Annotated in this window: 9 protein-coding genes and 1 pseudogene; 8 read left to right on the top strand and 2 right to left on the bottom strand. The window is 72.4% G+C overall.

The genetic code is table 11. The features are described 5' to 3' along the window. The first annotated feature begins 1 nt into the window (after position 1). Together CRP49_RS41460 and CRP49_RS41455 are read left to right on the top strand one after the other, a co-directional pair. Positions 2-3,342, top strand: a pseudogene (locus CRP49_RS41460) (type I polyketide synthase). An 83-nt stretch (positions 3,343-3,425) separates the two neighbouring features. Then, positions 3,426-10,202 carry a type I polyketide synthase gene (locus tag CRP49_RS41455; RefSeq protein ID WP_097258520.1) on the top strand — a complete coding sequence of 2,259 codons (6,777 nt, stop codon included), beginning with the start codon at positions 3,426-3,428 and terminating at the stop codon, positions 10,200-10,202. Between the two features lie 419 nt (positions 10,203-10,621). On the opposite strand, the gene CRP49_RS41450 is transcribed toward CRP49_RS41455, so the two are convergent. Then, the gene (locus CRP49_RS41450) at positions 10,622-11,059 is read right to left on the bottom strand and encodes a helix-turn-helix domain-containing protein (RefSeq protein WP_097258519.1); all 438 of its coding nucleotides are present in this window, start codon (positions 11,057-11,059) and stop codon (positions 10,622-10,624) included. Between the two features lie 186 nt (positions 11,060-11,245). On the opposite strand from CRP49_RS41450, the gene CRP49_RS41445 reads away from it, so the two are divergent. The 4 genes from CRP49_RS41445 to CRP49_RS41430 all read left to right on the top strand — a co-directional run bounded on the left by CRP49_RS41445 (position 11,246) and on the right by CRP49_RS41430 (position 15,766). Then, positions 11,246-12,670, top strand: coding sequence for an MFS transporter (locus tag CRP49_RS41445; protein ID WP_097259308.1), 1,425 nt, complete (start codon positions 11,246-11,248; stop codon positions 12,668-12,670). Between the two features lie 281 nt (positions 12,671-12,951). Next, positions 12,952-14,130, top strand: a complete 1,179-nt coding sequence (locus tag CRP49_RS41440; protein WP_097258518.1) for an acyl-CoA dehydrogenase family protein — start codon at positions 12,952-12,954, stop codon at positions 14,128-14,130. Between the two features lie 140 nt (positions 14,131-14,270). After that, on the top strand, positions 14,271-15,113 hold the full coding sequence (locus CRP49_RS41435) for an NAD(P)H-binding protein (protein WP_097258517.1): 843 nt from the start codon (positions 14,271-14,273) through the stop codon (positions 15,111-15,113). Positions 15,114-15,274: 161 nt separating this feature from the next. Next, the gene (locus tag CRP49_RS41430) at positions 15,275-15,766 is read left to right on the top strand and encodes a pyridoxamine 5'-phosphate oxidase family protein (RefSeq protein WP_179852014.1); all 492 of its coding nucleotides are present in this window, start codon (positions 15,275-15,277) and stop codon (positions 15,764-15,766) included. 43 nt (positions 15,767-15,809) lie between these two features. Here the strand turns inward: CRP49_RS41430 and CRP49_RS41425 are convergent, their stop codons facing one another. Beyond that, positions 15,810-19,118 carry a BTAD domain-containing putative transcriptional regulator gene (locus CRP49_RS41425; protein ID WP_257033812.1) on the bottom strand — a complete coding sequence of 1,103 codons (3,309 nt, stop codon included), beginning with the start codon at positions 19,116-19,118 and terminating at the stop codon, positions 15,810-15,812. A 341-nt stretch (positions 19,119-19,459) separates the two neighbouring features. Here CRP49_RS41425 and CRP49_RS41420 point away from each other — a divergent pair, with 341 nt between their 5' ends. Beyond that, positions 19,460-19,957: a hypothetical protein gene (locus CRP49_RS41420; RefSeq protein ID WP_097258515.1), complete on the top strand. Its 498-nt coding sequence runs from the start codon at positions 19,460-19,462 to the stop codon at positions 19,955-19,957. A gap of 125 nt (positions 19,958-20,082) precedes the next feature. Then, the gene (locus tag CRP49_RS41415; protein ID WP_097258514.1) at positions 20,083-21,765 is read left to right on the top strand and encodes a hypothetical protein; all 1,683 of its coding nucleotides are present in this window, start codon (positions 20,083-20,085) and stop codon (positions 21,763-21,765) included. The last annotated feature ends 23 nt before the right edge of the window (positions 21,766-21,788 follow it).

Here is a 21,788-nt window from a genome sequence, read left to right as displayed (position 1 = left end):
GTTGACAGACATGGCGGGCGAGGACAAGCTCCGCGACTATCTCAAGAAGGCCGTCGCCGACGCCCGCGAGGCGCGCCGGCAACTGCGCGAGATCGAGGACAGGCGGCACGAGCCGATCGCGATCGTCGGCATGGCCTGCCGCTACCCCGGCGGCGTGGCCTCGCCCGACGACCTGTGGCGACTCGTCGCCGACGGCACGGACGCCGTCTCCGGATTCCCGGACAACCGCGGCTGGGACCTCGACACCCTCTACGACCCCGACCCCGACCACCCCGGCACCAGCTACGGCCGCGAGGGCGGATTCCTGCACGACGCCGACCGGTTCGAGCCGGAGTTCTTCGGCATGTCGTCCCGCGAGGCCGTCGCGATCGACCCGCAGCAGCGCCTGCTGCTGGAGACCACCTGGGAGGCCTTCGAACACGCCGCGATCGACCCCGCCGACCTGCGCGGTTCGCGCACCGGCGTGTTCACCGGGCTCATGTACGGCGACTACGGCTCCCGCTCGGACCTGCCGGCCGAGGAGGTCGAGGGCTATCTGTTCAGCGGCAGCGCGGGCAGCATCGCCGCCGGCCGGCTGTCGTACACGTACGGCTTCGAGGGCCCCGCCGTCGCCGTGGACACCGCGTGCTCCTCGTCCCTGGTCGCGCTGCACCTGGCGGCGAACGCGCTGCGCAACGGCGAGTGCGACCTCGCCCTCGCCGGCGGCGCCACGGTGATGTCCACGCCGGTCGCGTTCGTGGAGTTCTCCCGGCTGCGCGGCCTCGCCCCCGACGGGCGCTGCAAGTCCTTCGGGTCCGGCGCGGACGGCGTCGGCTGGGCCGAGGGTGTGGGGCTGTTGGTGGTGGAGCGGTTGTCGGATGCGCTGCGTAACGGTCACCGGGTGCTGGCGGTGGTGCGGGGCAGTGCGGTGAATCAGGACGGGGCGAGCAATGGGCTTACGGCGCCGAATGGTCCGTCGCAGGAGCGGGTGATCCGGCAGGCGTTGAGCAGCGCTCGGCTTGGTCCGGCGGATGTGGATGTGGTGGAGGCGCACGGTACGGGGACCCGGTTGGGGGATCCGATCGAGGCGCAGGCGCTGCTGGCGGCTTACGGGCAGGATCGTGAACAGCCTTTGTATCTCGGCTCGTTGAAGTCGAACATCGGGCATGCGCAGGCTGCTGCCGGTGTAGGTGGTGTCATCAAGATGGTGCAGGCGATGCGGCACGAGGTGATGCCGAGGACGCTGCACACCGAGGAGCCTTCGCCCCACGTGGACTGGGCGAGCGGTGCGGTGGAGCTGCTGACCGAGGAGCGGGCGTGGCCGCGTACGGACCGGCCGCGCCGGGCCGGTGTGTCGTCGTTCGGCTTCGGCGGAACCAACGCCCACGTCATCGTCGAAGAGGCACCGGCCGAGACTCCCGCCGAGCCGTCGCAGTCCGTCGCCGTACCCGTCTTGCCCTGGCTGCTGTCGGGCCGTACCCCGAGGCCGTGACCGCACAGGCCGAGCGGCTGCGCGCTCACCTCGACCGGCACCCGGCCCTCGACCCCCTCGACGTGGCCTACACCCTCGCCACCGGCCGAGCGTCGCTCGACCACCGAGCCGTCGCCGTCGGCACGGACCGCGCGGCGCTCCTCGCCGAACTGTCGGCCCTCGACCCGCGGCCCGCCTCTGCCGGCGGCCTCGGCCTGCTCTTCTCGGGTCAGGGTGCGCAACGTCCGGGGATGGGGCGGGAGTTGGCGGAGGCCTTTCCGGTGTTTGCCTCGGCTTTGGCTGAGGTGTGTGGGGTGCTGGATCCGTTGGTGGGGGGTTCGGTGCGGGAGGTGATGTTCGCTTCGGATGACGAGGGTGCTGGTCGGTTGGGTCGTACGGGGTGGACGCAGCCTGCGTTGTTTGCTTTCGAGGTGGCGTTGTGGCGGTTGGTGGAGTCGTGGGGTGTGGTGCCGGGGTGTGTGGCGGGTCATTCGGTGGGGGAGTTGGCGGCTGCGCATGTGGCGGGTGTGTGGTCGTTGGAGGATGCCTGCCGGGTGGTGGCGGCGCGTGCCGGTTTGATGGAGGTGCTGCCTGAGGGTGGCGTGATGGTGGCGGTGGAGGCGGCGGAGTCCGAGGTGGCTTCGTTGCTGGTCGGTCGGGAGAGTGAAGTGAGTGTCGCGGCGGTGAACGGGCCGTCCGCGGTGGTGATTTCGGGTGTCGAGAGTGCCGTGGAGGAAGTGGCCGGTCACCTTTCGGAGTGGGGGCGGCGGGTGCGGCGGCTGACGGTCTCGCACGCGTTCCACTCCCCGCTGATGGACGGGATGCTGGAGGAGTACCGCACCGTCCTCAAGGGGGTCGAGTACCAGGCTCCCCGGATCCCCGTCATCTCGACGCTGACCGGCCGCCGGGCCGTCGGTGACGATCTGCGCCACCCGGACTACTGGGTACGGCAGGTGCGCGAGGCCGTCCGCTACGCCGACGCCGTCACCGCGATGGAGGAGCAGGGCACGCGCACCTTCCTGGAGATCGGCCCGGGCGCCGTCCTCGCCGCGCTCGCGGCCCAGGCCGTAAGGGAGCCCGACACCACCCTCGCCGTCGCCGCGGTACGCACCGGGCAACCGGAACCGGAGTCGGTGGTGCGCGCCCTCGGCACCCTGCACGGCCGTGGCGTGGCGGTGGACTGGGAGGCCTTCTTCGCCGGCTCCGGCGCCCGCCGGGTACCGTTGCCGACCTACCCCTTCCAACGCCGCCGGCACTGGCTCGACCAGCTCCCGCCGGCGGACGGCGGACCGGGCCGGACTCCCGCCCCCGCACCGGACACCGGGCCGGAACCGGTGACCGCGCCCGCCAGGACCGTGACGCTGGCCGAACGGCTCGCGGACCTCGCCGGGACACAGCGCCGGCCGTACGTCCTGCAGACCGTGACCGCGCTGGTCGCGGCCGTCCTCAAACACCCCGACCCGGCCGCGATCGCTCCCGACAAGCCCTTCCAGGACCTCGGGTTCGACTCCCTGACCGGGGTCGAGCTGCGCAACCGGCTCGCCGCGGCCACCGGGCTCACCCTGCCCGCCACCGTGGTCTTCGACCACCCGAACCCGGCCGCGCTGACCGCCTACCTCCTCGACACCGCGGCCCCCGCACCCGCAGACCCCGCCGCCGGCGTGCGCACGCACCTGGACGCGCTGGCGACCTCCCTCGGCGCGTTGCCGGACGACGCCGAGACCCGGGCCGAGGCCGTGATCGAGCTGCGGCAGCTGCTGGCGGGTCTGACCGGCGACGCCGAGGCCACCGCCGCCCCGGCCTCCGACGCGGCGGCGGACCTGATCGCGTCCGCCTCCACCGACGAGATCTTCGACTTCATCGACACCCAGCTCGGCCGAGCGGCGGACTGACCGGTGGGCGGGCCGCCCCGACCGGCGGCCCGCCCACCTGGCCCTGTGTTCCGCCCCGCACCCGAACGAGAGGCTCATTTCGCATGTCTGCTGCCCAGCCCACCGAGTCCGGCATTCCGACCACGGCCCAGACCCGGGAACAGAAGCTGGTCGACTATCTGAAGTGGGTGACCGCGGACCTGCAGAAGGCACGCGAGCGCGTCACCGAACTGGAGTCCGCGGCGCGGGAACCCGTCGCCATCGTCGGCATGGCCTGCCGCTTCCCCGGCGGTGTGGCCTCGCCGGACGGCCTGTGGCGCCTGGTCACCGAGGGCCGCGACGCGATCGGCCCGTTCCCCGCCGACCGCGGCTGGGACCTGGACGGCCTGTACAGCCCGGACGCCGACGACCCCGGCACCTCCTACACCCGAGAAGCCGGATTCCTGGACGGCGCCGCGCTGTTCGACGCCGACTTCTTCGGCATCTCGCCCCGCGAGGCCACCGCCATGGATCCGCAGCAGCGGGTGCTGCTGGAGACGGCCTGGGAAGCACTGGAGGACGCGGGCATCGACCCCGCCTCGCTGCGCGGAACCCGCACCGGTGTGTTCGCCGGCGTGATCGAGCAGAGCTACCTGGGCCTCGCCGGTCCCCGGGAACTCGAAGGCCACCTGATGACCGGCAAGTTGAGCAGCGTCGCTTCCGGCCGGATCGCCTACGTCCTGGGCCTCGAAGGCCCCGCTCTGTCGGTGGACACCGCCTGCTCCTCCTCCCTCGTCGCCCTGCACCTGGCCGTGGAGTCGGTCCGGCGCGGCGAGTCCTCCCTCGCCCTGGCCGGCGGCGCCACCATCACGGCGACCCCCGGCGGCTTCGTCGACTTCTCCCGCCAGCGCGGCCTCGCCCCCGACGGCCGCATCAAGTCCTTCGCCGCGGCGGCCGACGGCACCTCGTGGTCGGAGGGTGTGGGGCTGTTGGTGGTGGAGCGGTTGTCGGATGCGCTGCGTAACGGTCACCGGGTGCTGGCGGTGGTGCGGGGCAGTGCGGTGAATCAGGACGGGGCGAGCAATGGGCTTACGGCGCCGAATGGTCCGTCGCAGGAGCGGGTGATCCGGCAGGCGTTGAGCAGCGCTCGGCTTGGTCCGGCGGATGTGGATGTGGTGGAGGCGCACGGTACGGGGACCCGGTTGGGGGATCCGATCGAGGCGCAGGCGCTGCTGGCCACCTATGGGCAGGGCCGCGAACTGCCGCTGTATCTCGGCTCGTTGAAGTCCAACCTCGGACACACCGTCGCCGCCGCCGGGGTGGGCGGTGTCATCAAGATGGTGCAGGCGATGCGGCACGGGGTGATGCCGAGGACGCTGCATGTGGACGAGCCGACGCCGATGGTCGACTGGTCGAGCGGTGCGGTGGAGTTGCTCACGGAGGAGCGGGCGTGGCCGCGCACGGACCGGCCGCGCCGGGCCGCCGTGTCCGCCTTCGGCGTCAGCGGCACCAACGCGCACGTCATCCTGGAGGAACCCGAGCCGGAAGCCGCCGCCGATGAGTCCGGCAGGCCGCTCCCCGCGCTGCCCTGGTTCCTCTCCGCCCGCAGCACCGACGCCCTCGCCGCCCAGGCGGAACGGCTCCTCGCGCACCTCGCCGAACACCCCGGGGCGACCGCCGCCGACATTGGCTACTCCCTGGCCACCACCCGCACCCTGCACGAGCACAGCACCGCCGTGACCGGCACCGACCGCACCGAACTCGAGGCAGCCCTGCGGGGCCTCGCGTCCGACCCCACCCGCACCCACGCCGCAGTCGACGGCGCTCTCGGTCTGGTGTTCTCGGGTCAGGGTGCGCAACGTCCGGGGATGGGGCGGGAGTTGGCGGAGGCCTTTCCGGTGTTTGCGTCGGCTTTGGCTGAGGTGTGTGGGGTGCTGGATCCGTTGGTGGGGGGTTCGGTGCGGGAGGTGATGTTCGCTTCGGATGACGAGGGTGCTGGTCGGTTGGGTCGTACGGGGTGGACGCAGCCTGCGTTGTTTGCTTTCGAGGTGGCGTTGTGGCGGTTGGTGGAGTCGTGGGGTGTGGTGCCGGGGTGTGTGGCGGGTCATTCGGTGGGGGAGTTGGCGGCTGCGCATGTGGCGGGTGTGTGGTCGTTGGAGGATGCCTGCCGGGTGGTGGCGGCGCGTGCCGGTTTGATGGAGGTGCTGCCTGAGGGTGGCGTGATGGTGGCGGTGGAGGCGGCGGAGTCCGAGGTGGCTTCGTTGCTGGTCGGTCGGGAGAGTGAAGTGAGTGTCGCGGCGGTGAACGGGCCGTCCGCGGTGGTGATTTCGGGTGTCGAGAGTGCCGTGGAGGAAGTGGCCGGTCACCTTTCGGAGTGGGGGCGGCGGGTGCGGCGGCTGACGGTCTCGCACGCGTTCCACTCCCCGCTGATGGACGGGATGCTGGAGGAGTACCGCACCGTCCTCAAGAGCGTCACCTTCCACGCTCCGAAAATCCCGGTGGTCTCCACCCTGACCGGCCGGCCCGCGATCGGCGACGATCTGCGCCACCCGGACTACTGGGTACGGCAGGTGCGCGAGGCCGTCCGCTACGCCGACGCCGTCACCGCGATGGAGGAGCAGGGCACGCGCACCTTCCTGGAGATCGGGCCCGACGGTGTCCTGACCGCGCTCAACCGGAGTGTCCTCGCCGACCGCCCCGGCACCCTGGCCCTCGCCCTCCAGCGGCGCGGCCGTACCGAGCCGCACACCCTCGTGGAGACCCTGGCCGAACTGCACCTCTCCGGTACGGCGGTGGACTGGGAGGCCTTCTTCAACGGCTCCGGCGCCCGTCGCGTACCGCTGCCGACCTACCCCTTCCAGCACCGGCGTTACTGGGTCGAGGCCGCAGAGTCCGCCGCTGACACGGGAGGGCTCGGCCTCGACACGGCCGGGCACCCCCTGCTCGGCGCGGCCCTCACGCTCGGCGACAGTGACGAGACCCTGTTCACCGGCAGCCTGTCGGCCCGCACCCATCCCTGGCTCGCGGGACACAGCGTCGCCGGGCAGCCCGTCGTACCGGGCGCGGTGCTCGCCGAGCTGGCCATCCACGCGGCCGACGAGACCGGCTGCGCCGAGGTCCACGACCTCACCTTCGACGAACCCCTCGCACTGCCCGCCCAGGGCGCCCTGCGCCTGCAGATCCGCGTCGGCCCCGCGGACCCGGCCGGGCGCCGCACCCTCGCTGTGCACACGCGCACCGAGGACCCCGGTGCCTCATGGCTCCGCCACGCCCACGGCACCCTTGGCCCGGCCCCGCTGACCGGACCCGCGACCCCCGGCGAACGGCAGTGGCCGCCCGCCGACGCCACCGCCCTGACCCCGGACGACGTGCACGAGCGGCTCGCCGCCGGCGGAACCTCGTATCCGCCGGAGCTACTGGAGTGCCTGACCGGGGTGTGGGAGCACGCGGGGGAGTACTTCACCGAGGTACGGCTCCCGGACGAACTCGCGGACCAGGCCGACGACTTCGGCCTGCATCCCGCACTGCTCGACGCCGCCCTGCGTCCGCTGCTCGGCCCGTCCCGCGCGCCGCTGCGCTGGCAAGGGGTACGACTGCACGCGGTCGGCGCGCGTGAGGTGCGGGCCCGGATCACCCCGGACCCGGACACCGGTGACTGGACGCTGCACCTGACCGACCCGGCCGGCCGGCCGGTCGCCGAGGTCGCGGCGATCACCCCGGGCGAGCAGGACCCCGGCACGCTCGCCGCCGCCCGCACCCGCGACCACGACGCGGTGTTCCACGTCGACTGGACACCCCGCCCGCTCACGCCCGCCCAGCTGCACTGGGCGGACCTCGCCACGGACGGCACGGACCCCGACCCGGCCGCGCTGGCCGCCGCCGTGTCCGCCGGCGCGCAGATCGACGCCGTACGGGTACGGCTCGCCTCGCCGCCCGGCAGTACGCCCCCGGAGGCGGTGCACACCACCGCCGGGCGGGCCCTGGAACTGGCCCGGCAGTGGCTCGCCGAGGACGCCCTGAACGACCTCCCGCTCGTCGTGCTCACCAGCGGTGCCGTCGCCACCGCCGAGGGCGAGGACGTCCGCGATCTGGGCGCCGCTGCCGCCTGGGGCCTGCTGCGCTCGGCCCAGTCCGAGGCACCCGGCCGCTTCGTCCTGGCCGACGTACCCGACCCGGACGCCGCCGGTCTGGACACCGTTCTGTCCGCCGTCGTGGCCTCCGGCGAACCGCAGGTCGCCGTGCGCAACTCCGCACCCGCCGGCCCCGGCCGCGCCGCCGACCCGCAGGTCCTGGTGCCTCGCCTGATCCGCGCCGAGCGGCCCGGCACAACCGCCATGCAGGCCCGGGGCTTTGGTGGCACCGCGCCGACCGCGTCGGGCGGGGATGTGGCCGGCACCGTGCAGCCGGCGTGGGCCGCGCCCGCTCAAGGCTCCGGCGGCTTCGTGCCGACCGTGTCGGCCGGGTATTTTGACGGCATCGTGCGGACGGAGTCGGCTGCGCCCGCTCAAGACTCCGGCGATATCGTGCCGACCGCGTCGGTCGGGGACTCCGGCGGCATCGCGCCGACCGCGTCCGCCCAAGACTCCGACGGCGTCGTACCGACCGCGCCCGTCTGGGACCCCGACGGCACCGTGCTGATCACCGGTGGCACGGGCAGCCTCGGTGCGCTGTTCGCCCGGCATCTGGTCACCGAGCGGGGGATACGGCACCTGCTGCTGGTCAGCCGGCGCGGCCCCGAGGCGCCCGGGGCCGCGGCGCTGCGGGCCGAACTGGTGTCGCTCGGCGCCGCCGTGACCGTCGCCGCCTGCGACGTCTCCGACCGGGACGCCCTCGCCAGCCTCCTGGCCACCGTCCCCGGCGAGCACCCGCTGCGCGGCGTGGTGCACACCGCGGGCGTCCTGGACGACGGTGTCGTCGCCGCCCAGACCACCGACCGGCTCGCCGCGGTACTGCGGCCGAAGGCGGACGCGGCCTGGCATCTGCACGACCTCACCCGTGACCTCGGTCTGACCGCGTTCGTCACGTTCTCCTCGATCGCCGCGGTCGTCGGCGGACCCGGCCAGTCCACCTACGCCGCCGCCAACGGCTTCCTCGACGCGCTCGCCCGGCACCGCGCCGCCCACGGCCTGGCCGCCACCTCCATCGCCTGGGGCCTGTGGGCGCAGGCCTCCGAACTGACCGGAAACCTGACCGAGACCGACCTCAGGCGCATCGCCCGCAGCGGCTTCCGTCCGGTCGAGACCGAGCAGGGCATCGCCCTGTTCGACCTCGCTCTGCGGCTCGGCCGGCCCGACCCGGTGGCCACCCCGCTGGACGTGGCCGCGCTGCGCGAGCAGCCGCGTGTTCCCGCCGTACTCGGCGCACTGGTCCGCGTCCCGCGCCGCGGCACCGCGCAGGGCGCCGCCGACACCGGCCCCTCCCTGCGCGACCGGCTGGCCGGCCTGGACGCGCAGGAGGCACGACATGCCGAGATCCTCGCCGCCCTGCGTACGGAGACCGCCCGGGTCCTCGGCCGCTCCGGCACCGACGACATCGCCGCCGACCGCTCCTTCCCGCAGCTCGGCCTCGACTCGCTCACCTCGGTCGAACTGCGCAACCGGGTCGCGGAGCTGACCGGTCTGACCCTGCCCGCCACCGTGGTCTTCGACCACCCGACCCCGCACGACCTGGCCGCACACCTGCTCACCACACTCACCCCGGACACCGGCGCGGCCGACACGGACGCCGACACCGACGAGGACTACGCCGCCGACATCCGTCTCCCCGCCGACATCCTTCCGGCACCCGAGGTCGTACGCACGGTGGCCGAACCGCGGGAGATCCTGCTCACCGGCGCCAGCGGCTTCCTCGGCGCCTTCCTGCTGCGCGACCTCATGCGCACCACCACCGCCCGGATCCACTGCCTGGTGCGCGGCGCCGACGAACGCGCGGCACACCGGCGGCTGCGCGACAGCCTGGAGTGGTACCGGGTGTGGGACGACGTGGACGAGGAGCGGCTCGCCGTCGTCGTCGGAGACCTCGCCGAGGAGCGGCTCGGCCTGAGCGAGGACCGGTTCGACGACCTCGCCCGCCGCGTCGACGCGGTCTACCACGCGGGTGCCTCGGTGCACTGGCTCAAGCCCTACCGGGCGCTCCGCGACGCCAACGTGCACGGCACGGTCGAGGTGCTGCGGCTCGCCGCGCGGCACCGCACGGTCCCGGTCCACCACGTCTCCACCGTCGGCGTGTTCGACGGACCGGTCACCCCGGGCGTCCCGCTGAGGGTCACCGACCCGACCGGGCCGGCCGAGGCGCTGCCCAGCGGGTATCTGCGCAGCAAGTGGGTCGGCGAGCAGATCGTGGACCTGGCCCGGGAGCGGGGCCTGCCCGTCTCCGTGTACCGGGTCGACGTGATCTCCGGCGACCGGGACAACGGCGCCTGCCAGACCCGTGACTTCGTCTGGCTCAGCCTCAAGGGCCTGCTCCAGGCGGGGCTCGTCCCGTCCGGCGTCCCGGGCCGCTTCCATCTGCTGCCGGTCGACTACGTCAGCGCCGCGATCCTCGGCATCTCCACCCGGCCCGCGGGAGCGGGCGGCACCTACCACCTGTTCAACCGCAGCTCGTTGAGCCTCGCCGACTGCGTGACGTATCTGCGCCGCCTCGGCTACCGGCTCGCGGAGACGGACCGGGAGCAGTGGCGGGCGGCCCTGCACGCGGACCGGGACAACGCGCTGCTCCCGCTGCTGCACGCCTTCGAGATGATGACCTCCGACACCGACGCCTTCTACCCGGCCCTCGACACCACCGAGACCGAGTCCGCACTGACCGGCACGGGCATCAGCTGCCCACCGCTGACCGAGGAACTCTTCGGCAGGTACGTAGGGTTCTTCGTCGACAAGGGCCACTTCCCACCCACCGACTGAGCCCATACGGGCCGGCGGCCGCTGCCCCCTCCCGTCCGGCTGCTGTCGTGCCATGCGGGCTGGCGGCCACCGCCCCGTGCGGACCGTCTGCCGCCCCACCCTGACCAGCTGCCGCCGCACCATCGCGGGCGGCGGCCGGCACTTGCCTCGGCCCTACGCGCGGCCTCACGCGCAGCTATACGCGCGGTCCTACCCCCTGGAAATGCCACCGCGCGACCCCCCGCCCCGACCCCCGATAAAACTCATGGGTCAGCAGCCAGGAATCGCGCGGTAGTTCTGCACTCATTCCACGGTCATTCGGAGACAATTCCGTGGTCATCGGCCGGTAAATCGTACGGAACCGGCAATGAACTCGGAGCAATTACCAGGCAATTACCGGCGAATGACCGCCCCACATCCGCCCAGCCCCGCCCCCCCGCTCAGGACGCCGCAGCCTCCGCAGCCGTGCGCCGGTCGTACTCCGAGCGGGCCGAGGCGATCTCGACCTGATGCTCCTCCGTCCAGATCACCAGGCTGCGGATCGTGTCGTGCAGCGTCGCCCCGAGCGGTGTCAGCTCGTACTCCACCCGCGGCGGCACCACCGGGTGCACCGTACGTTTGACCAGGCCATCTCGCTCCAACTGGCGCAGCGTGACGGTGAGCATGCGCTGGCTGACGCCCTCGATCAGCCGGCGCAGCTCGCTGAAGCGCAGCGTGCGGCGGTCCAGCAGCGCTATCACCAGCAGCGACCACTTGTCCGCCACCCGGTCCAGGATCTGGCGTACCTCACAGCCCTGCCGGGTGTCCCACTGCATCACCTCGTAATCGGCTTCGGTACCCGTGCAGTGAGTCGGTGACTTCAAAGTGCCTTCTTCCATAGTCATTGAGCCTGCCCGATGATGCCTGTGGTTACAAGAGGGAACCGCCGCCAACTCCCCCGCATGTCGGCATGAAGAGTTGGTGTTCCGAGCGGTCGTCCCGATTCCGGCCATCCTGTTTTCTCTACCGAGGAGTCAATTTCCGTGTCCGCACTGCAATCCTCTCCGGACAGCGGCACCGATCGCATGAGTGGGCGCGCTTGGGGCGTGCTGTTCGTGCTGTGTGGTGCGATCTTCCTTGAGGGCGTCGACGTGGCCATGCTCAACGTGGCCCTGCCGTCCATCCGGGCCGACCTGGGGCTGTCCACCGGCACGCTCCAGTGGGTGATGAGCGCCTACGTCCTGGGCTACGGCGGCTTCATGCTGCTCGGCGGCCGCGCCGCCGACCTGTTCGGCCGCCGCCAGATGTTCCTGTTCTGGCTGACGGTCTTCCTGCTCTTCTCCGGGCTCGGCGGCCTGGCCACCGAGGGATGGACGCTGATCCTCGCCCGGTTCGTCACCGGTGTCGCGGCGGCGTTCATGACCCCGGCCGGCCTGTCGATCATCACCACGAGCTTCGAGGAGGGCCCGCAGCGCAACAAGGCGCTGCTCGTCTACTCCGGCACCGCGGCCGGCGGCTTCTCCATCGGCCTGGTCGTCGGCGGCCTGCTCGCCTCGGCCGACTGGCGCTGGGTGTTCTTCGCTCCGGTCATCCTCTCCTTCGCCATCCTGCTCACCGGCGCGGCCCTCATCCCCAAGTCGCCGCGGCCCGACCGGGGCGGTCAGGGCATGGACGTGGCCGGCGCGGTCAGCGTGACGGCGGCGATCCTGCTGCTGGTCCTCTCCGTCGAGCGGGCCACGCACGCACCGGCCGCGCAGACCGCGCTGACCGCCGCCGCCAGCCTCCTGCTGTTCCTCGCCTTCGCGCTGATCGAGCGCAAGACGTCCGCGCCGCTGGTCCGGCTCGGCATCTTCCGCAGCGGCGGCCTGGTCCGCGCCAACCTGGCGGGCCTGCTGTTCGCCGCCGGCTTCTTCGGCTTCCAGTTCATCATCGTGCTCTACCTGCAGGAGCTGCGTGACTGGTCGACCATCCAGACCAGCTTCGCGATGATCGTCATCGGCATCGACGCGATCCTGTCGCCGACCCTCACCCCGAAGCTGGTGGACAAGTTCGGCAACGCCCGCGTCATCTTCGGCGGTCTGCTGCTGGCCGTGCTGAGCTACGCGCTGATGCTGCCGCTGGGGCTCGACTGGACCTACCTGATGATGTTCCCGAGCCTGATCGTCCTCGGCCTGTCCTTCTCGCTCGCCTACGGTCCGCTGACCATCGTCGCCACCGAGGGCATCGACGAGGAGGAGCAGGGCGTCGCCGGCGGTCTGCTGTACACCTGCTTCCAGTTCGGTGCGGGCCTCGGCCTGTCCTCGGCCACCGCGGCCATCGACGCCGCGACGGACGGGACTGGCCCGCAGGCCATGCTCGACGGCTACCGCGCGGCTCTGGTCGTCCCCTTGGTGGCCGCCGCGATCGCCGTCCTCGTCAGCGTGTTCGGGCTGCGCGGCCGGTCCGGTGCGGCAGCCGCCGAGCCGGCCGCCGCGGGTCCCGTCCTGGAGTCCGCCGAGACCTCACGCTGACCCGACCGCGGCCCGGCGCACGCCGGGCCGCCCCGAACTCGCCCCAGGCCATTCCCCCGGGCCTGGGGCGACCCCTTTTCCCGGGGTTTTCCGAAGGGCCCGTGCGGCACGCGCCGCACGGGCCTTTGTGCGTGGGTACCCGCGACTTACCGGCCGCTGACCGCGCACACACCGCCCGGACACCGGGCGGGCCCGGGGAAGATTTCGCGGTTACCGGGCCATGAGAGCCGTTCGCCAGACTGAATCCCGCACGACCGGAAGAAAACCGCTGAGGAGGAAGAATGACCACGAACGACGGTGCGATCGCCGCGGTGTTCGACGAGGTGAAATCCCAGGCCGGTCGGTTCCGGGATTCCGGTCCGAAGGCCGAGGAACGGCGGTGGATTCCCGACGAGAACATCGAACTGCTGGAAAAGGCCGGAGTGTTCCGCCTCAACGTACCGAGCCGCTTCGGCGGTCTGGAGGCGCCGGTCGCCGACCAGGTGCGGATCCTCAGCGAGATAGCCCGCGCCGACACCGCCACCGGGTGGGTCGCGATGATCTGGGTGTCCAGCTCCTGGGTGCCCAGCCTCTTCCCGGACGAGACCCAGAAGGAGGTGTACGCCGAGGGCTCCCTGCGGGTGTCCACCGGCTTCACCCCCACCGGCACCCTCACCGCCGAGGACGGCGGCTACGCCCTGAACGGCAGCTGGAAGTGGATCTCCGGCTCCCGTGGCGCCGGATGGGCCCTGCTCGCCGCCCTGCTGCCCGCCCCCGACGGGACGCCCGTACCGCACGCCGCCCTCGTGCCCTTCACGCAGCTCGACATCGCCGACGACTGGCACGCCTCCGCGGCGGCCGGCACCGGCAGCTCCACGGTCACCGCCACGAACGTCAAGGTCCCGGCACGCCGGGTGGTCAGCCTGCCCGAGGTGCTCACCGGCACCACCGGGGGCCGGTCCAACACCGGTGCCACCGGCCGCAACTACGCCTTCATCCCGTTCTTCATGGCCCAGGGCGCCAGCGCCTACCTCGGCATCGCCCGGGGCGCCCTCGACCTGTTCCTGGAGCGGCTCCCCGGCCGCGGCATCACCTACACGTCGTGGACCGACCAGAGTCAGTCCCCGCTGACCCAGATCCAGGTCGCCACCGCCGCGAACAAGATCGCCGCGGCCGAGGCGCTCCAGGACACCTGGCTGCGGCTGCTGCAGGAGCACGCCGACGCGGGCACCCAGCCGTCGCTGGAGGAGCGGGCCGAGGTGCGCGGCAAGGCCGGGTTCGCGATCCAGCTCGCCAAGGAGGCCGTCGACGAGCTGTTCGAGGCCAGCGGCGCCTCGGTGATCATGCGGGACGTGCCGTTCCAGCGCTTCCACCGCGATCTGCGGGGCCTCGCCCTGCACGCCCTGTTCGCCTTCAACACCAACCAGGAAGTGCACGGCCGAGCCCTCCTCGGCCTGGCCCCGGACACCCCGTTCCTCTGATCACCGCTCCACGGGGCGGCGCCTCTTCGAGCGCCGCTCCGTGCAGCCGTACGCCCGCAGGGGGCACCGGGCCATCCTCCGCCCGGTGCCCCCTGCGCCCACCTTCGGCACATCCCACCCCCAGTACGGGAGGCGAATCCATGAGTCAGTCAGACATCCTGGTCCTGGGCAGTACCGGTAAGACCGGACGCCGGGTCGTCCAGACCCTGCGCGCCCGGGGCGCCTCGGTCCGGCCGGTCGGCCGGACCGCACCGGTCCGCTTCGACTGGAACGACCAGAACACCTGGGAGCCGGCCCTCACCGGAGTCCGCGCGGCCTACCTGGTGGACCGTCAGGACCAGCCCGGCAGCTGGGACGCGGCGGCCGAGATCGCCGCCCTGGCCAAGCTGGCGGCGGACTCCGGCGTCCGCCGGCTCGTGCTGCTCCAGGCGCGCACCACGGGCCTCGTCGGCGGCAAGGACCTCAGCGCCGGCGAGCGAGGCGTGCGCGAGTCCGGCGCCGCGTGGACGGTGCTGCGGCCCAACTGGTTCTTCCAGAACTTCGACGAGGGCGTGCTCCTGGACGCCGTACGCTCCGGCGAACTGCGCCTGCCCGCCGGGCAGGGCCGCGAGCCGTTCGTGGACGCCGGCGACGTCGCCGAGGTGGCCGCGGCGGCCCTGCTCGAGGACGGGCACGACGGCCGGGTGTACGACCTGAGCGGCGCGCGGCCCCTGACGCTCACCGAGGCGGCCGAGGAGATCTCCCGCGCGACCGGACGGACGGTCCGCTATGAGCCAGTGGCCCACGACGCCTATGTGTCGGAACTCGTCTCCTACGACGTGCCCGCCGACTACGCGCTATTCGTGGCCGACCTCGTCGGGCAGATCCGCGAGAACCTGAACTCCGCGCCCACCGACACCGTGGAACGCGTTCTGGGCCGCCCGCCGAGGGACTTCATCGAATTCGTCCGGGAAGCCGCCGCGAGCGGAGTCTGGGCCGACTGATTCCCGCGTTCTGGAAGGTTTCCGTCCGCCGCCGGGTTCCCCGGCGGTGAGTCGGTGACTTCAAAGTGCCTTCTTCTCTGGGACCGAAGGGTGCGGCACGCTGAGGTCGACCGGCGATGAATGGCCGTGTCCTGCTTTTCCGACTCTTTTGAGGTGCCGCGATGGGTGCTGTGAAGGTGGATTCGTTCTCGGAGATCGAGAGCGCCTTCGTGACGTATATCCAGGACATCGTGTACTGCACGATGATCACGGTCGACAGCAAGGGCCGCCCCCGGGCGCGGGTCCTGCTGCCCATCTGGGAGACCGTGGACGGCCGGCCGGTCGGCTGGCTCGCCGCGTACAAGACCCCCGTCAAGGCGGCCCATCTGGCGGGCAATCCGCACACCACCTACTCGTACTGGAATCCTCGGCAGAACGCGGTCTTCATCGACAGCCTCTCCCACTGGGTGGATGATCCGGAGGTAAAGAAGTACGCCTGGGATCTGTACGCCAAGGGCAGCCCGCGGGGCGTCGGCTACAACCCGCGCAATTTCTGGCGCCTGGGACCGGAGGACCCCGAATACCACGTCATCCGGATCGACCCGTGGCGCGTCCAGGTACTGCGCGGCTCGGACCTGAGCAGCCGTCTGTGGACGGACGAGTCCCAGCGCTGACGGCAGCGCCGGGATGGCCGAAAAACGCTCGTCACGCGGCCGGTCAGGCCGAACGCGGGATACGGCGCGGCAGCGTCCGGGCCACCGCATCGCCGGGCCGGACCACCTGCGGGCCCTCCACCAGCCGGTGTTCCCCCGGCGCCTCGGGGCCCGCCAGCTCCGCCTCCGCCGCGTCGCGGTACTCCACGGTCTGCCCGGCGGCGTACTCGGCGGCATAGGTCTGCGCGCCGAGCGCGCCGCGCACCCGGGCCGAGATGCGCTGCACATCGGCGCGTTCCGCCTCGGGCAGGGGTGCCCCGGAGCGCTCCCGGGTCGCCGCCGCGGTGCCGAGCAGCCGGGCGGCTCGGGCCGTCCGGGCCGTCAGCGAGTGGGCCCCCGCGAGGCCTTCCAGTGCGAGCGCGACGGCCCGCGGGTCCTCGGTGGCGAGCGCGGCGGTCAGCCCGTCCCGGTGCAGGTCCAGGCAGGCCGCGGCGTCACCGCGCAGCTCAGCGCAGAACCCCAGTTCGGCCAGGACCAGGGCGAGGCCGTTGATCGCACCGCGGGTGCGGTTCCACTCGAGCCAGGGCCGCAGATGCCGGTCCGCCGCGGCCAGGTCGCCCTGGCGGCGGGCGCCGAGCGCGAGGCCCAGCTCCGCCATCTGCTCCGCCGGCCGGTTGCCCTGCTCGACGGCCAGCCGCAGCGCCCGGTCGTGCAGCTCCTCCGCCTCGTCGTACCGCTCCGACAGCAGAGCGATCCGCCCCAGCCCCGACAGCTGGCGCGACACCTCCGGCCACAGCTCCAGCGACTCGGCGATCCGCAGCCCCTCGCGGTGCAGCTGCGCCGCCTCGTCGTACGCGGCGGTGATCTCGGCGTGCACGGCCAGGGCCTGCGCCGCCTTCAACTGCCCCCACGCGTCGCCGAGGGCCGAGAACTGGGCGCGCGCCTCCAGGGCGTCGTCGTGCAGCGCGGCCAGGCTGCCCCGGGCCATCGCCAGTGCGGCCCGGCTGCTCAGCGCGGCGGCCACGCCCCAGGCGTCGCGCAGCGCCCGGAAGTCCACCAGCGCCTCGTTGACCCAGCTCTCGGCCGCGGCCAGCGCGCCCACGTCCCACAGCGCCTGCCCCACGAACCACTTGGCGCGGGCGAGCCCCGCGGACCGCTGCGCCGGGGCCCGCTCCCGGGGCGCCCGGCACTGCTCGTCCGGCTCGATCTCGCCGAGCAGCAGCCCGATCCCCTCGCACCAGGTGGCCGCCTCGAGAGCCCCTTGCGGGCCGGGCAACGGGCCGGGCGCCTCCAGGGCGGAGGCCAGGCAGCGCCGGCCCTCGGTGAGCCGGCCCATCAGGATCCAGAACCACGCCAGCGCGTTGACCAGGCGCAGCGCCAGCTCGGGCGATCCGCCGTCGGCGGCCTCCCGCACGGCCTGCCGGAAGTTGGCGGTCTCCGCCGACAACCGCCGTAACCAGCGCTGCTGTTCGGGTCCGTGCAGATGCGGCCGGGCCCGCTCGGCCAGCTCGGTGTAGTGCACGGTGTGCCGCCGCGCGATCTGCCTGGCCTCGCCGGCCTCCTCCAACCGGGCCCGGGCATACGCCCCCACCGACTCCAGCAGCCGGTAGCGGGCGCCGGCGGGGCTGTCGCCGCGGATCACCAGCGACCTGTCGACCAGCCGCGACAGGATGTCGACGACGTCGCCGGCGGCCACCTCGCCGCCGGCGCACACCTCCTCGGCGGCGGCCAGCGTGCAGCCCTTGACGTGTACGGACAGCCGTCGTAGCACGGCCTGCTCGGCGGGTCCGAGCAGACTCCAGCTCCACTCGATCGTCGCCTGCAGTGTCTGCTGGCGGTGCGGTGCGCCCCGGTAGCCGGAGTTGAGCACGCGGAAGCGGTCGTCGAGCCGGTCGAGCAGCTCGTGCACGCCGAGCGCCCGTACCCGTGTGGCGGCCAGTTCCAGTGCCAGCGGGATGCCGTCCAGGCGGCGGCACACCGCGGCGACGGCGGGCGCGGTCTGCGCGTCCAGGACGAAGGAGGGGTCGGCGGAACGGGCCCGCTCGACGAACAGCCGGACCGCGCTGGAGCGTTCGAGCGCCTCCCGCTCCGTCGACCGGGGCAGCTCCAGCGGGGGCACGGGCCACACCGTCTCACCCTGGAGGCGTACCGGTTCCCGGCTGGTGGCCAGTACGGTCACGCCCGGCGCCTGTTCCAGCAGCTGTCGTACCAGCAGGGCCACGTCGTCCAGCACGTGCTCGCAGTTGTCCAGTACGAGCAGCAGCCGGCGGGAGGCCATGAAGTCCAGCAGATGATGTTCCGGACCGCAGCCCTCGCCGGGGCGGGCGCCGGTCTGGTCGGCGCCCTCGCGGATGCCGAGCGCCGCCAGCACGTGCTGTGCCAGGCACCAGGCCCGGCCGTCCTGGTCCGCGGGCCGCAGCCCCGCGAACTCCACCAGCCGGACTCCGTCGGGAAAGGAGTCGGCGGCCCGGGCGGCCACGGCGACCGCGAGCCTGGTCTTGCCGACGCCCCCGGGACCCGTGAAGGTGACGAGCCTGCTCCGGGCGACCAGGTGCCGCCCTTCCTCCAGCGCGTTGTCCCGTCCCACCAGCGCGTTCGGGAAGTCCGGAAGGCTGGTGCGGGCCCGCGGCGCGGCCTCGGCGGTGCCCGGCGCGGCCGGCCCGCGCAGCGCGGGGTCCTGCCGCAGGATGGCCTGCTGCAGGGCGTCCGCGGCCTCGCTGGGCACCAGGCCCAGTTCCGTGTCGAGACGGCGGCGCAGATCGGCGTAGCTCGCCAGCGCCTCCGAGGAGCGGGCGGCCTGGTGCAGCGCGCGCATGTGGGCCATCCGCAGCCGCTCGCGCAGCGGATGGGCGGTCACCAGCGCTGCCAGTTCCCCGATCAGCAGGCTGTGCTCGCCCAGTTCGAGCCGGGTCTCGAAGTGCTCCTCGACCGCCGTGAGCCGCTCCTCCTCCAGCTGGGCGAGGGCGGTGTGGACGAACGGCTCGTCCGCGAAGTCCGCGAAGGCGGGCCCGCGCCACAGCGCGAGCGCGTCCTCGAGGGCGGCCGCGCGGGCCCGCAGGTCGTCCAGTGTGCGCGCCCGGGCCACCAGGGCCCGGAAGCGCAGGGAGTCCACCGCGTCCTGCGGGGCCTGGAGGGTGTAGCCCGGCGCCCGGTGCACCACCAGATCCCGGGCGCCCTCCTCGGCGTCCTCCAGGGCGCGGCGCAGCTGCGAGACCTTCGCCTGGAGCGACGCCGTGGGATTGGCGGGGGGCGTGCCGCCCCACAGCGCCTCGATGAGCCGGACCGTGGGAACGACCTGGCCGTGGTGGGCGAGCAGATTCGCCAGCAGCGCACGGACCTTGACCTCGGGAACCCGAACCGGCCTCCCCGTCACGGTCCGCACCTCAAGTGGTCCGAGCACCCCGAATCGCATGCGCTCACATTAACCCGACAACCAGCGGTACTGTCGGGCTGAAATGAGTTGTACATATCACGGCGGCACCACCTCATGAGGGTAAAGTTTCAGCCAAGTCCTGTAGGGGGTGGGTGATTCGGCGCGCAGGTAACGAGCCGTCCTCGAACTCTTCATCCGCGCAGGGGAGTTGCGAATTACCGGCGCGTGGTCCGCCGGGGGAGTGACGCGGATAGATTCATTCGGAAATCGTCTTGATTACCGCAGTTGAAATCTCATTCAGCGGTGGTCGGCCCGTCTTCGAATGACACCGAGGAGTCACGGTGACAAAGACCGTCTCACTCGTCCCCGACTTCGGGGACACCATGGAAGTGGTGGGCCGCACCTTCGCGGCGGCCCTCCAGGAAGGCCTCAGCCGGGTGGAGCCGCCGTGGACGGCTCCGCGCCCCGGTGCGGGAGGCGAGCGCCCGCCCGCCCGGGCCGCGTACCGGATCCTGCTCCGCGACCACCGCGAGGCGGTCCTCGCCCGCCTGGCCGACGCCCTGCCCGCCGTGCTCCACGCCGCGGGACACCCCGACGGGCGACAGATGACGGCCCCCCTCGTCGACTGGGCACGCACCCGGCTCACCGCGGCCGTCACCGGCCCGCGCCCCGGCACGCCGGAGCCCGCGCTGCCCAGCCTGCACCTGGAACTGGCCGTGGCGACCCTGCTGCTGGAGTGCACCTCCCGCGTCCTGCCCGACGTGCCGTCCCGCGACCTCGCCCTGGAGGCCATCGGCCACACCCTGCGCACCGGATCGCCCACGGGGCGGGCGGCCTGAGCCGGCGCGCGGACGCTGACGCGGGGCTTTCCGGGGAATTCACACGCCAAACCGGTTGATGCGGGATGAACGGGTAAGTTCTTCACCTGGTTTCGTCATGGTCGAGACACTCTCCGGGAGCGCATGTGACCTACTACGACCTCGGCAGCCACGGCCGGCGCGTGACGACGTCGTCCGCCGAGGCCCAGTGCTGGTTCGACCGCGGACTGAACTGGACGTACGCCTTCCACCACGAGGAGGCCGTACGCTGCTTCGAGACGGCCGCCGCGGCGGACCCCGACTGCGCCATGGCCTACTGGGGCATCGCCTACGCCCTCGGCCCCAACTACAACAAGCCCTGGGACTCCTTCGACGAGCAGGACCTGGCACAGTCCGTGGCGCGCGCCCATGACGCCGTGGAGCGCGCGCATGCCAAGGCGGCGTCCGCCACCCCGGTGGAACGGGCACTCATCGAGTCCCTGCGCGCCCGCTACCCCCAGCGCGCGGCCAAGGGCGTCGAGACCTGCTCGGTGTGGAACGCGGACTACGCCGACAGGATGCGCTCCGTCCACGATCTGGCGCCCGACGACCTCGACGTGGCGACCCTGTACGCCGACGCCCTGATGAACCTCACCCCCTGGCAACTGTGGGACATCCGCACGGGCCGGCCGGCCGCGGGGGCACGCACGCCGGAGGCCAGGGCCGTGCTCGAGCGCGCCATGGCGACCGAGGCGGGCACCTGGCATCCCGGCCTGCTGCACATGTACATCCACCTGATGGAGATGTCCCCGACACCCGAGACCGCCCTCCCCGTCGCCGACCGGCTGCGCGACCTGGTGCCCGACGCCGGTCACCTGCAGCACATGCCGTCACACCTGGAGGTGCTCTGCGGCGACTACCGCCGAGTCGTCTCCGACAACACCGCGGCCATCGCCGCCGACGAGAAGTTCCTCGCACGGGGCGGCGCGATGAACTTCTACACCCTTTACCGGTGCCACAACTACCACTTCAGGATCTACGGCGCGCTGTTCCTGGGCCGCTTCCAGGACGCGCTGCACACGGCGGAGCGACTCGAGGCCGCCGTGCCCGAGGAACTGCTGCGCGTGGAGAGTCCGCCCATGGCCGACTGGCTGGAGGGGTTTCTCGCCATGCGGGTGCACGTCCTGATCCGCTTCGGCCGGTGGGACGACATCCTGCGGCTTCCCGTGCCCACCGACCCGCAGTTGTACTGCGTGAGCACCGCGATGCTGCACTACGCCCGCGGTGTCGCGCTCTCCGCCACCGGCAGGACTGCCGAAGCCGAGGCGGAACGCGCACTCTTCCGGGAGGCGGTCGCCCGGGTGCCGCAGACCCGCATGCTGTTCAACAACACCTGCGCGGACATCCTCGAGATCGCCTCGGCCATGCTCGACGGCGAGCTGGCGTACCGCAAGGGCGCATACGACGAGGCCTTCGCCGAGCTGCGCCGGTCGATCGAACTGGACGACGGTCTCCCCTACGACGAACCCTGGGGATGGATGCAGCCCACCCGTCACGCCTACGGCGCCCTGCTGCTGGAGCGGGGCCAGGTCGCCGAGGCCGAGGCGGTCTACCGCGCCGACCTGGGACTCGACGACACACTGCCCCGCCCGCAGCAGCACCCCGGCAACGTCTGGTCCCTGCACGGGTTCCACGAATGCCTCCAGCGGCTCGGCAGGACGGGCGAGGCGGAAATCGTGGCCCAGCAGCTGAAGATCGCGGCCGCGACGGCGGACGTACCGATCACCGCGTCCTGCTTCTGCCGCATGGAAACGGGCCCTGGCGACGGTTGTTGCCCTCCGCGGACGTGAGGCCCCCCGTATGCCGGAGTGGT

Source organism: Streptomyces sp. Ag109_G2-15, from assembly GCF_900215565.1.
In the GTDB taxonomy this organism is placed as follows: domain Bacteria; phylum Actinomycetota; class Actinomycetes; order Streptomycetales; family Streptomycetaceae; genus Streptomyces; species Streptomyces diastatochromogenes.
The sequence above is the reverse complement of the archived record's forward strand: the minus strand, read 5'-3'. Positions and strand labels throughout refer to the sequence as shown.